The sequence below is a fragment of the Cupriavidus sp. HE11 genome (genome assembly GCF_056097175.1).
Genome location: NZ_CP184464.1, coordinates 305,669 through 316,466 on the forward strand (window position 1 = coordinate 305,669; position 10,798 = coordinate 316,466).

At 55.6% G+C, this 10,798-nt stretch carries 12 protein-coding genes and 1 tRNA gene; 7 read left to right on the forward strand and 6 right to left on the reverse strand.

Annotated features, from left to right (window positions below):
- Positions 1-37: 37 nt before the first annotated feature.
- The gene (locus ACOABP_RS01410; protein WP_474226652.1) at positions 38-733 is read left to right on the forward strand and encodes a hypothetical protein; all 696 of its coding nucleotides are present in this window, start codon (positions 38-40) and stop codon (positions 731-733) included.
- A gap of 125 nt (positions 734-858) precedes the next feature.
- Here the strand turns inward: ACOABP_RS01410 and ACOABP_RS01415 are convergent.
- From ACOABP_RS01415 to dusA, 3 genes are all read right to left on the reverse strand, one after another.
- A tRNA-His gene (locus tag ACOABP_RS01415) sits at positions 859-934 on the reverse strand.
- Positions 935-1,059: 125 nt separating this feature from the next.
- Positions 1,060-1,320: a hypothetical protein gene (locus ACOABP_RS01420; protein ID WP_066733608.1), complete on the reverse strand. Its 261-nt coding sequence runs from the start codon at positions 1,318-1,320 to the stop codon at positions 1,060-1,062.
- Positions 1,321-2,141: 821 nt separating this feature from the next.
- Positions 2,142-3,170, reverse strand: coding sequence for a tRNA dihydrouridine(20/20a) synthase DusA (dusA, locus tag ACOABP_RS01425; protein ID WP_474226653.1), 1,029 nt, complete (start codon positions 3,168-3,170; stop codon positions 2,142-2,144).
- Between the two features lie 102 nt (positions 3,171-3,272).
- Between dusA and ACOABP_RS01430 the strand changes: the two genes are divergently transcribed.
- The 6 genes from ACOABP_RS01430 to ACOABP_RS01455 all read left to right on the forward strand — a co-directional run bounded on the left by ACOABP_RS01430 (position 3,273) and on the right by ACOABP_RS01455 (position 8,280).
- Positions 3,273-4,382: a site-specific integrase gene (locus tag ACOABP_RS01430; protein WP_474226654.1), complete on the forward strand. Its 1,110-nt coding sequence runs from the start codon at positions 3,273-3,275 to the stop codon at positions 4,380-4,382.
- Positions 4,383-4,581: 199 nt separating this feature from the next.
- Complete coding sequence (locus ACOABP_RS01435; RefSeq protein ID WP_474226655.1) at positions 4,582-5,697, forward strand: HigA family addiction module antitoxin; 1,116 nt, start codon at positions 4,582-4,584, stop codon at positions 5,695-5,697.
- Between the two features lie 11 nt (positions 5,698-5,708).
- Complete coding sequence (locus ACOABP_RS01440; RefSeq protein WP_474226656.1) at positions 5,709-6,197, forward strand: hypothetical protein; 489 nt, start codon at positions 5,709-5,711, stop codon at positions 6,195-6,197.
- Between the two features lie 60 nt (positions 6,198-6,257).
- Positions 6,258-7,286 carry a pentapeptide repeat-containing protein gene (locus ACOABP_RS01445; protein ID WP_474226657.1) on the forward strand — a complete coding sequence of 343 codons (1,029 nt, stop codon included), beginning with the start codon at positions 6,258-6,260 and terminating at the stop codon, positions 7,284-7,286.
- A 5-nt stretch (positions 7,287-7,291) separates the two neighbouring features.
- Positions 7,292-7,975: a nucleotidyltransferase domain-containing protein gene (locus tag ACOABP_RS01450; RefSeq protein WP_474226658.1), complete on the forward strand. Its 684-nt coding sequence runs from the start codon at positions 7,292-7,294 to the stop codon at positions 7,973-7,975.
- The gene (locus ACOABP_RS01455; RefSeq protein ID WP_474227895.1) at positions 7,939-8,280 is read left to right on the forward strand and encodes a hypothetical protein; all 342 of its coding nucleotides are present in this window, start codon (positions 7,939-7,941) and stop codon (positions 8,278-8,280) included. The genes ACOABP_RS01450 and ACOABP_RS01455 overlap by 37 nt, the downstream gene beginning before the upstream one ends.
- A gap of 1,243 nt (positions 8,281-9,523) precedes the next feature.
- Here the strand turns inward: ACOABP_RS01455 and ACOABP_RS01460 are convergent.
- Genes ACOABP_RS01460 through ACOABP_RS01470 form a run of 3 tightly spaced genes read right to left on the reverse strand, consistent with a single transcriptional unit; the run spans position 9,524 to position 10,768 of the window.
- On the reverse strand, positions 9,524-10,033 hold the full coding sequence (locus ACOABP_RS01460) for a hypothetical protein (protein WP_474226659.1): 510 nt from the start codon (positions 10,031-10,033) through the stop codon (positions 9,524-9,526).
- Positions 10,030-10,572, reverse strand: a complete 543-nt coding sequence (locus ACOABP_RS01465; protein ID WP_474226660.1) for a glycoside hydrolase family protein — start codon at positions 10,570-10,572, stop codon at positions 10,030-10,032. Before ACOABP_RS01465 ends, ACOABP_RS01460 begins: the two co-directional genes overlap by 4 nt.
- Complete coding sequence (locus ACOABP_RS01470) at positions 10,553-10,768, reverse strand: holin (RefSeq protein ID WP_474226661.1); 216 nt, start codon at positions 10,766-10,768, stop codon at positions 10,553-10,555. Before ACOABP_RS01470 ends, ACOABP_RS01465 begins: the two co-directional genes overlap by 20 nt.
- Positions 10,769-10,798 lie beyond the last annotated feature (30 nt).

Below are 10,798 nucleotides of genomic sequence, written 5' to 3' on the forward strand. Positions count from 1 at the left end.
CCATCCGATCAAGTACAACCATCTCGTTGCCAGCGCGATGGTCCGTCCGCGCAAGGACGAACTGGTGACGTACCGGTACCGCCCCGTAGGCGCCAAGCCAATTAACCTCGGGACGGACCGACTGCAAGCCATCCAGCGCGTGCTGGACATGCTTGGCAAGGGCGACAACATCGGGATGATCAACCGGCTGTGGGAGCAGTACCAGGAGACGAGCGACTGGGCGAAGCTCTCCGACGGCACCAGGACCGGCTACACCCAGTGCAGCATGCCGCTTTTGAAAGTCTTTGCCGAGATGAAGGCCAGCGACATCCGAGCGACGGACGTGGCCCGGTACCTGCGCGTCGAGCTCAAGGATGCCCCGGTGCGTGCCAACCGCGAGGTCGCCCGGCTCTCCAACCTGATCAATCTGGCGATCGAACGCGGCGAGGCCGAGGCACCCGTGCCGGCAGGTGCGGCGAAACACGGAGCAACCTCGCTCCAAGGCTCCCGACCCTGCCGCCCTAGCGGCATTTCTGAAATGGCTGTCGAAGCAAGGACCGCAGCGGCGCATCATCGACCTAGCTGCGGAATACGCGGCCGTGGCTGGCAGCCGCTTGCCGACACGGTAATCGTGGACCGGTTCACGTTCCACGAAACTATGCCACTACGCACAGGGCCGAGCGTGGCAGCCTGCCCGATCTGCATGCGAACCCCGCCATTACGGCACGGGTCTACGATCGAAATAGGGTGGTAAAACGGAAGGCGCCTTGAGTGGCGAGTATTCCCACCGTGGGAATACTGCGGGAACAAAGCACTGGATGGATATACAGAAAGCAAAACAGCCGCTTGTGTAAGCGGCTGTTTTACAAGGAGAATTCTTGGGGTGGCTGACGGGACTCGAACCCGCGACAACAGGAATCACAATCCTGGACTCTACCAACTGAGCTACAGCCACCGTAGAGATTTTTCGCCAATCGATGTGTCGATCAGCGAAGAACAAGACTATACAAGGATTCTCGGTAGATGGCTAGTATCCCGCACAAAAAAATTTCTAACTCACCGATGGACTGCTTTGCGACTTCATCGGGGGCCCACCCACTTGGCCTCCAGCAGCACTGCTTCCTTGATCGCGGCGATGGTGTCCGCCTCGCTAGGAAAAAGTCCAAGCAAGCGCTTTGACTTGCCGTTCAGGACATCTCGCTGCAGCGCCTTGCCCGCGTCGATGGATGTGCCTGGGTGCCAGCAATAGCGCGCAGTCCATTTGCCGTCCTGCAGCTGTTCGGCCACCCAGATCACCCGGTAGTCCTCGAAGACTTCACCGAATGGTTCTTCTGCTTCCATTTCATTTCCTTCAGGGCTCGCTTCCGCTTCCCTGGCGCTCAACAATCCCCGTCACGCCAATTGGATCGGCCAGCCCACCTGCTTTCCCCCCACTTGGAACCGTAACGTAATCGATACGGATCGCGTCCCACGCCGACTGTCGCGGCATTTTTGGCGCATCGTAACATGACCTACCCGCCGCTCGGCGGGCACATGTCTTAACAATAGCCACAAATTGCAATATCGGCCAATCCGCCAAAAAGCGGAGTCCTTGCCCCACCAAGGCAGGGTTCTGCCGGAAATAATGCTGTTGGATACTCTTCCCCGAGGGATATTGACCCCCTCGACATTCCCGACAGGCGATCACTCCCGACGAGCATCGCCTGCTTTTTTTTCTGCGCCCGAAACGACTGCACCTGAAGCCGATCTGCTCGAAAGCGAGGGACGAAAAAAAAAGAGCCCGCTCACGAGCGGACTCTTAAATTAGCGATCTCAATGCCCTGAAGGCATGTTTAATGTAGTCGTCGAAGACGCGGGGCACTATCCGGGCAAACCCACGGGTACTGTGGCGACAACGAGACGGCACAAAAAAAAAGCCCGCACACGGCGGGCTCAAAAATCAGTTGAAGAAAGCCCTGTATTCGAGGGCAGGCACAGTGTAAGAACATGCCGCAGAACTGGCGAATTAGGGGAATCCCTTTGCCCGCGCGGGTTTCCAGCCACCCAACCGCCGCAAACCCCCTTGGGGCATACATTTGCGGCATCCTGCATAGAACGATCGTTCGGAATTAGAGCTTTTCTTCCAGCGCGTCTCGCGTACGATCGTCGCATACGCCAGGCATTCAGGCTGCCTCGAGCAGATCCGGACGTAGATGCGAGCGCGCCTCCTTGAACAGCGCATCCACATCGGCGCGGGTACGGGCGGCGTTCATGCGGCGCGCATCAGACAACACCCGGCGCCAGCCGCGCCCGCCATATACACCTCGATGAAGGCCCAGCATATGACGGGTGGCAGACCCCATATAGCCGCCCTGCTCCACCAGCTGGCCGATATAGGCCTGCATGGCGAGTTCGGCGTCCTCACGCGATGGAATTGGCGCTTCGACACCGTAGAAACGGCTGTCCATCTCGGACAGGATATAAGGATCGTGGTACGCCTGGCGACCGATCATTACCCCGTCCACGTGACGCAAATGCTCCTCCATTTCGCTGTACGAAACAATGCCTCCATTAATCAGAATTTCCAGGCTCGGAAATTCCTTTTTCAATTGATAGGCAACCTCATAACGCAACGGCGGAATTTCGCGATTTTCCTTCGGGCTCAGGCCTTTCAGGATTGCATTACGGGCGTGAACGATAAACGTTTCACATCCCGCTTCGGAGATGGTGCCAACAAAATCGCGAACAAAATCATAATGCTCGATCGTGTCGATGCCGATCCGGTGCTTTACCGTCACCGGCACCGATACCACGTCGCGCATTGCCTTGACGCAATCGGCAACCAGCTGCGGCTCGGCCATCAGGCATGCGCCGAACGCCCCGCGCTGCACGCGCTCGGAGGGGCAACCGCAGTTCAGGTTGATTTCCTTGTAGCCCCACTGCTCGCCCAGCCTAGCCGCCTGCGCAAGATCGGCAGGCTCGCTGCCGCCCAGTTGCAGCGCCACGGGCTGCTCGGCCGCGTCGAAGTCCAGGTGCCGCGCCACATCACCATGCAGCAACGCGCCCGTCGTCACCATCTCGGTATAAAGCCAGGTGTGCTGGCTCAGCGAGCGGTGAAACGTGCGGCAGTGGCGATCTGTCCAGTCCATCATCGGGGCAACCGAGATGCGCCGGGCGTTGGTAGCAGTAGTTTTTCCTTGTAAATCAGTCATTTCTTGCCGAATCGGCTGGACCGATTCTTACCCTATATTCCTAAAAACTACCCTCATTTCTGCTACGATTGCTACGAAATTGCTACGAGCGAGAGGGAAAAATTGGCTTCGATCATCAAGGTTGGTGAGAAGTGGCGCGCACAGGTCCGGCGCAAAGGCCACCCCACTGTCACGCGCACCTTCGATAAAAAAGCCCAAGCCGAACGATGGGCCCATGACGCCGAGATGCAGGTCCGGGGCGGCTCATTCCAGGATGAACGAAAGCTTGCGGAGTTTACCATTCGCGGGCTGATCGAGCGGTACGAGACGGATGTCGGGAAGCTCCGCCCGATTGGCAAGAGCAAGGCCGGCTGCCTGTCGATGCTGAAGCGTCACTTTGGCGATACCAATCTGACTCAGCTGAATGAAGTCGCAGTGGTCGACTACGCCAAGCGTCGCCAGCAAATGGGCGCCGGCGGCGTCACTGTCGGAATGGAATTCACCTATCTGGACGGTGTGCTGGAAATGGCGCGGTCACTCTGGAAACTCCCCCTGCCCGCGAGCCCTGTTGCCGCTGCCCGGAAGAACCTCCGCTATCTGGGGCTCATCGGCAAGTCCAAGAAACGCGACCGGCGACCCACTCCGGCCGAACTGGACGCCATCTGTGACTGGTTCGCCCAAAAAACACGCCAGCGCATCCCGATGCCAGACATCATCCGGTTTGCCGTGGCCTCTGCCATGCGCGCCAGCGAAATCACACGGCTCCGCTGGGAAGACGTCCACAATACCGACCGGACGATCCTGATCCGGGACCGCAAGGACCCTGAAGAGAAGATCGGTAACAACCAGCTGGTACCCCTCTTGGGCGACGCCTGGACTATTGCCATGCGGCAGCCGCGGGATGGGGAGTTGATTTTTCCCTATAACGAGAGGTCGTTTTCTACGCTCTTCCCCCGCGCTTGCAATGATCTTGGAATCCAAGATTTACGGTTCCATGACCTGCGACACGAAGGGGTATCACGGCTGTTCGAGGCCGGCTACTCGATTGAGCAAGTCGCGCTAGTCAGCGGCCACCGCGATTGGAAGCAGTTGCAGCGCTACACCCAGATCAAGGCTCAAAGCCTGCACCGCCCGCCTACGGCTCGCCCGAAACCTCTGCAAAGGAAGAAGCCGCCAGACTCAATCAGCGGCTTCAAGCTGCGGAAGGAATCCAATAAGACAACACCCGCGTAGCTCTGCGCTGTGAGCACCACCTGATCGGCGCTTTTCTCCCAGCTTGCAGATACACTGTATGCATATACAGTTATCAGAGCAGCGCCCATCTGCACGGCAGGCACGCCACGCGTCAAGAGTCAAAGCAGCCGCCACGTAGTCGCTCCCACAATCAGACTAAAACTTGCGAAATTTCGAAATTTCGCTAGAATCGATCTCCATGGATGAGTACAAGACCCCCGGCCAACTTATAGAAGCCTTGCTAGCCGAGCGCGGCTGGACACAGCGACTGCTTGCAGCGGTGCTTGATATGAGTGAGTCCACCACTAACAAACTTATCTCAGGCAGCCAAGCCGTCACCGCTGAAATTGCGCTCGTGTTGGAAGAGGTTTTCGGTGTCGCAGCTGAACGATTCCTTACCCTCCAAAAAGATTATGACTTGGCCCGAGCCCGGCTTGTGGTCCGTCCGGACCACGGTCGAGCGACACGAGCCAAGCTCTTCAGCGGCCTGCCGGTGGCCGATATGATCAAGCGTGGCTGGCTGGAGACGTCTGATATCAAAAATATGCCGGCGATGGAAGAAGCGCTCGCCAAATTTTTTGGCGCCTCCAGCGTCAATGAGATTGAATTTTTGACTCATGCGGCAAAGAAAACTGATGTTGGTGATGACGTAACGCCCGCTCAGCTTGCTTGGCTATATCGCGTCAAACAAATTGCCAGAGAAATTCTTGCACCGGCTTATAGCGAAGAACGTGCAAGACTAGTCTTACCGAAACTTAAATCGTTTTTGAGCGCACCGGAAGAGGCAAGACACGTCCCTCGCCTGCTTATCGAATCCGGAATTCGTCTGGTTTTTGTTGAAGGCCTCAAGGGATCCAAAATTGATGGCGCCTGTTTTTGGCTAGATAGCAAATCACCAGTTATTGGCATGACCTTGCGCTATGATCGCATGGATAATTTCTGGTTTGTTTTGCGCCATGAACTAGAACACGTGCTTCAAGGACATGGCAAAGTCAAAGCAAAGCTGGATGTCGATATCAATTCCAGTGGATCGATAGAGGAAGAAGAGCGGATCGCAAATGAAGCTGCATCGGAATTTTGCGCGCCCAAAGCAAAGATCGATAGCTTCATAGCTCGCAAGGCGCCCCTCTTTCCTGAACGAGATTTTCTTGGTCTAGCAAAAATTCTGGGAGTTCATCCAAGCCTTGTCGCAGGTCAGATTCAATTCAAGACAGGTCGGTATGAACTTTTTAGAGGACATTTGGCAAAAATTCGTCGCTGTGTCTTGCCAAGTGCCATTGTCGATGGATGGGGTGATATTGCACCCGTTAGTTGAGTAAGGCATTTATGACACGAAATGAACAGTATCAGGCTTTGATGCAGCTGTATAAGACTGAGACCGGGAACAAGGTCGTCGATATGGACGCCATGGCGGACTGGTGCATCAAACGTGGGGTCGCTCTGCCAAGGCCAAAATCGGCGCGGGATCTTCTTGTTGCACAGCTCTCTGATGCTGCCAGGGCCGAATATCGACAGGACCCGAAAACCGGCCTTTCGTATCGTGCAAATCATGCCTTACGAGTTACCAAGGCAAATGGCAAGCAACTGACCTTATGGGTTGACATCGAGGATGCAACGAGACCACAAATGCTGTTATCGCTGACAAATCGGCGACAGCAAATGGTGGGAGACGCTGTTCACCTCAAGATTGATGAAATGATTTGGAATAATCACCACCCAGATCAAGAGCCCATCCAACAAGTCATGGACTTCACGGAGGACGTCGAAGAACGACTGAATTCTCCTGGATTCGGTACGGGTGACGCTGCGGCATAGGCGACCAAAGGATAAGGGCCAAACAACCTGCTACGGGCGACCTGTCAATGGGTCGCCCGCTTGCCGTGCTATATCGCCGCCGCGACTCAATACCGCATCAACCAAAGACGCGCCAGCCCCAGGGGTAAATATCGATCCAATGCCCCTGCCACAAAGGGGATTTGGTGGACTGGCTACTATCCTACCTACACGCCGATGGTACAGAATCCCTCAAAAATCGACACACAAACCTCCGACGATGGTGTCAACGAAGGAAGCGAATCCAGGTTCGATATCCGTCATATTGATGGGATAAAATTCTCTGGCAGGATAAAGAACAGAGATTTTCAACATGTAAAATTCAAGCATGTATCGGGTGCGAAGGCGATCTTCGAAAATTGCAATTTTTCATTCTGTGAGTTCGATGATGCTTATTTCCGCGAAGCGCAATTTATTGAGTGTAAATTCAAATCTGCCCGCTGCGTGCGAACAAGTTTCAAAAGAGCACAATTTTCGAGCTGTCAATTCGAGTACGCTCAATTTTCAGAGACACTCATCGACGCGAGAGAACTTATAGCTAGCGCCCCGGTCGCACCGAACTTGAGACGTGAATTAATGGTTTCCGCAAGAGTTAATGCGGAGAGCTTGGGTGACACACGAGCGGTTCGCATTTTTATTCGCGAAGAGCTTCGCGCATCTCGGGAATTTCATGCCGCCGCTTGGCGCGGCACGACTCAATGGTTAGTCAACAAGTATGGACCCGTCGAAAGATTGAAGCATTTTTTTCGCTCGATTGGCTTAACTCTCGACTGGTGGTTTTGGGGTCATGGCGAGTACCCGACGCAGTTCGCGTTTGGCACGATCGCCTCGCTTCTCCTACTTTCAGTATTCGTCTTCCTAGGTAGTGGCGGCCTCAGCCTAACAAGCCAAATTGGCGAGCATGTGTGGTGGAGTCTAGTTTCGACGACCTACATTTTCTTGGACGTCCCGCTTCCAGTGACCTCCATCGACAAGATCCCCGCGTTATTGTGCGTCCTCATTGTGGTCTTTAGGTACGTAGCAATCGGGCTGTTTACCAGCATGGTCTTCCGGCTACTCTCACATCGATAGCATCGATGCCAACCATCTTGCCACCTGTGGAAGTCCGGCTATTTGGTTCCCACGCACGAGGCGACGCGAGGGCCGGCAGCGACGTCGATATTCTCTGCATTGTCGACTCCGAAGCTACTCATGATTCTTCCTACGCCCATAAAGTTGCCTCGGAATTTTCCACAAGCGAGAAAGACCTCTCCATATATACGGAAGGTAGGATCAAGCAACTTTTCGCAGAGGGTCATCTTTTTGCGTGGCATCTACACCTAGAATCAAAATTGATGTGGGCAGGAAAAAATGGGAGCCTAATCAACCAACTCGGGAAGCCGAATAAATACGGAAATTTGGAAAGCGACATATCAGAATTTACAGCAATCTCAACGGACACAATCGAATCCTTAGAAAATAGCCCGACAAAACTCATTTATGATCTTGGGATCATTTATGTTTGCCTTCGCAACATCGCGATGCTAGCATCCACTCGCCTATCCGACCGACCTATTTTCTCGCCTTTCTCCCCGCTAATACTAGCGCCATCCAGCGTCCCGCTTTTACTCACAGAATCGGAATATAGGATTCTCATGAATGCGCGGCACGCATCAACACGTGGCGGCCTCCCGCCTACAATAGATTGGACCACAGCGCAGAGGATTGCTGTCGCCGCGCATAGGTGGATCACATCGATTACCAGTTTTATAAAGGATTAGCACAAATGAATTTTTCATTTAGAGAAAAGGTGCTACTCGAACGACGAATCATTGAACTTATCAACTCCAAGAGGCCTTTCAAACACCCCTTACTGGGGCTGTCAAATGCCGCAATCTCGGCATGGATGCAACGCGAACGCCTGAGTGCCGAAGAGCCAATATTGATATGTCTACGGGAACTGATGGAGCGCTTTCGGCTTGAGTCGGACAAAAGCCGTGACGTTTTCGAGGATGGCAAACTTCACCCGGCAACAAGCATCCAAGACGCAATTTCAAACCTCGAGCGGATGCTTGCCGTGAGATAGGATTTTGCCAACTGACATCGGGCGAACCAGCGCAGGCTATCTGGCGATCAGCCGCGAGCGGCATGAAGCATACGCCGCATTGAGCGTTTCGATGTCGACTATGGCGTCTGCAAGGCGTCGAGAATTTTCGACCTCTGTGACGTTGCCTGCCTTGTCACAAAAAGGCCCACTGCGAGGTGGGCCAAAGAGTTTCCATCGGGGGATCTGATGGAGACCGGTGTATTTCTACCCTAGTCGCCGCACGGAATCGGAGACGTCAGTGTCCGTCTGATTTGCGGCCCCCAGCGATCGAGAGCCTGAGTCAAGGCGATTGTCTGATTCGCCCTTTCGATCTCGGCGCGCCAGGGACAAACGCACATCATCTCGGCGAGTTTTTAGCGCCTCCAACGCGCCAATCATAGACTCCAAGCTGCGTCGCGCCAGCGCCGCGTCCCCGCCTTCCTCTTCCAATTGGGCGACGAGTTGGCGCTGAAGATCGACCTTGGCCGAGACCTCACGAATGTTCCGATCAGCGATCGCAAGTGCCCTGAAAGTTACTTTCGTGTCCATACAATTTCTCCAAAGAGCATGGATTTTTCAAAATAGTATCGAGGCGGCAGGTCAGCGAACTAGGGTTATTACTGATCCGATCTGCAGAACCCATCAGGGAGAAGGCTGGCATGCGCAGCGCAACCGACGGTCGATGAAATCAGATCTCTTCCTACACCGATCGCTTATCCAAGTAACTACGCTGAAAAAAAATAGGGTGGAGACAGAAGTTGGCCCCGGACATTTTTCAGCACTTGCTCGCGACGGAGAGATACATCGTGGACGTTTCGCGGGAAGTGGAACGGCTGGCGCGCTACATTGCGAAGCTGGAATCGCGCGGAGGGGACGCTTCCCGCGCGCGCATTTATATAAAAAGCATGCGGCAAGCGCTGGCAGCATTGCGAACCGAGCGCGATAAGTCGATCGACGCGATACGGAAGATGAACAGCGCATGGAAAGTCACAATTCCATCAGTACGTGATGGAGTTGAGGAAGACACAACGAGCGTTTGGGTTCCGGGTGTAGGACAAACACCTACCCCAAAAGGGTGCTCCCAGGCCTAAGCGAAATCAAGCAGCATTGCGCTGCTGGAAACAGCACCTTTAATCCTAAATCGTTCGCCGCGGCGTCCCTGCGCTGCGGCATTTTTTTTGCCCGCTCGCAGGGCTGGCAAAAATCAAGCGGTCCGGCGCCGCGTGAGCGCTTCAAACGCTAGTCACCCGGGGATCAGGCGGGCTCGACACGACGAATACGCTGCATTTAGCGTTTCAATGTCGACTATGGCATCTGCAAGGCGTCGAGAATTCTCTGGCGCCAATACCCCGTAGGACGCGCCGGAGTCTTCTGCACCAGAACCGGCGGCGGGGGCTCCGTTACCTGCGGCGCTTCCACTACCGCCCCCACCTGCGGCAACGATTCGCACGCGCACAGGGCGGTTGCGAAGCTCGTCACCAAGACGAGCAATTTCAGCCTTTGCTTCAGCATCTTTCTTCTCCTGAGCCGCGGCCGCCCTTTCGAGCGCCGCCTGTTTTGCATTGCGTTCCGTGGTCAGCGTGGCCAGCTTTGCGGTGGCCTCTTCGTTCTGGCGCTTCACCTGGCCTTGCAGCGTGGTCAGGGCCAGGTCGGAATCTTGGTAGAGGTGCCGGTACGTCAGCGTCGAGGTGGCCAGCGCGATGAGCATCAGCAACACCGCTACATTCCATGCGTTGGAAAGCCAGTCCTTCATGCCCCACCCCCTTGCGCTGCGATGCACTTGGCGTGCCGCTCCTGTTGCCGGGTCCAGACGCCCTTGCAACCCTGCGGCCCCCAGTTCTTCGGCAGCGAGCAATCGCGCTCGGCCTGGAATCGCCAGTTCAACAGTGCTTCGCAGGCGCTGCGGTACTCCCGCTTGAGCAACCACGTGCGCGGCGACTTTGGCTTTTGCCAGTTGCCGCTACCGAACTGACCGACGAAATTCAGGTAGAGGTCGTACTCATCCTGGAACAGTTCGACGTCCCCCAGCGATGCCCGAAACCGTTGTTCGTCCTTCGACATCAGGTTCCGTGCAAGCTGCTCGGCGCGCTGGCGGGTGATAGGCGGGTCGGTCAGCTTGACGGCCCGCCCATCCTCGTAGCGGGTGGAACCGAAACCGATCGTCGGCCGGTCCCCCTTGGTAGGGATCATGGGCTTATCGGCGAAGCCTTCCGAATTCATCCAAGCGCCGATGCCAGCGAGGCTTACGGACAGGGCCGTGACAGCGAAGCGCTTACGAATGCTGTCCGACATCGAATTGCCCCTTGATCGCTGCGATTCGTGCCGCGCTTTCCGCGGCCTCACGCCGGTCGCGGCGGATCTGGAAGTAGATGTTCACCACCAGGCCGATCACGGCGACCAGCACGCCGATCAGCCCCACCCAGTTGATATCAGTCAACCAGCCCACGGCGCCAGTGACTGCGCCGGCCACGGTCGTTTTGTTGGCCATCGATGCCCCAACCACTTCAATCGCAAGATC

Coding starts and splice junctions, on each gene's coding strand:
- ACOABP_RS01440 (WP_474226656.1), top strand. CDS start 5,709: ATGACACGAAATGAACAGTATCAGGCTTTGATGCAGCTGTATAAGACT.
- ACOABP_RS01470 (WP_474226661.1), bottom strand. CDS start 10,768: ATGGCCAACAAAACGACCGTGGCCGGCGCAGTCACTGGCGCCGTGGGC.
- ACOABP_RS01435 (WP_474226655.1), top strand. CDS start 4,582: ATGGATGAGTACAAGACCCCCGGCCAACTTATAGAAGCCTTGCTAGCC.
- ACOABP_RS01410 (WP_474226652.1), top strand. CDS start 38: ATGGTCCGTCCGCGCAAGGACGAACTGGTGACGTACCGGTACCGCCCC.
- ACOABP_RS01420 (WP_066733608.1), bottom strand. CDS start 1,320: ATGGAAGCAGAAGAACCATTCGGTGAAGTCTTCGAGGACTACCGGGTG.
- ACOABP_RS01450 (WP_474226658.1), top strand. CDS start 7,292: ATGCCAACCATCTTGCCACCTGTGGAAGTCCGGCTATTTGGTTCCCAC.
- ACOABP_RS01460 (WP_474226659.1), bottom strand. CDS start 10,033: ATGAAGGACTGGCTTTCCAACGCATGGAATGTAGCGGTGTTGCTGATG.
- ACOABP_RS01465 (WP_474226660.1), bottom strand. CDS start 10,572: ATGTCGGACAGCATTCGTAAGCGCTTCGCTGTCACGGCCCTGTCCGTA.
- dusA (WP_474226653.1), bottom strand. CDS start 3,170: ATGACTGATTTACAAGGAAAAACTACTGCTACCAACGCCCGGCGCATC.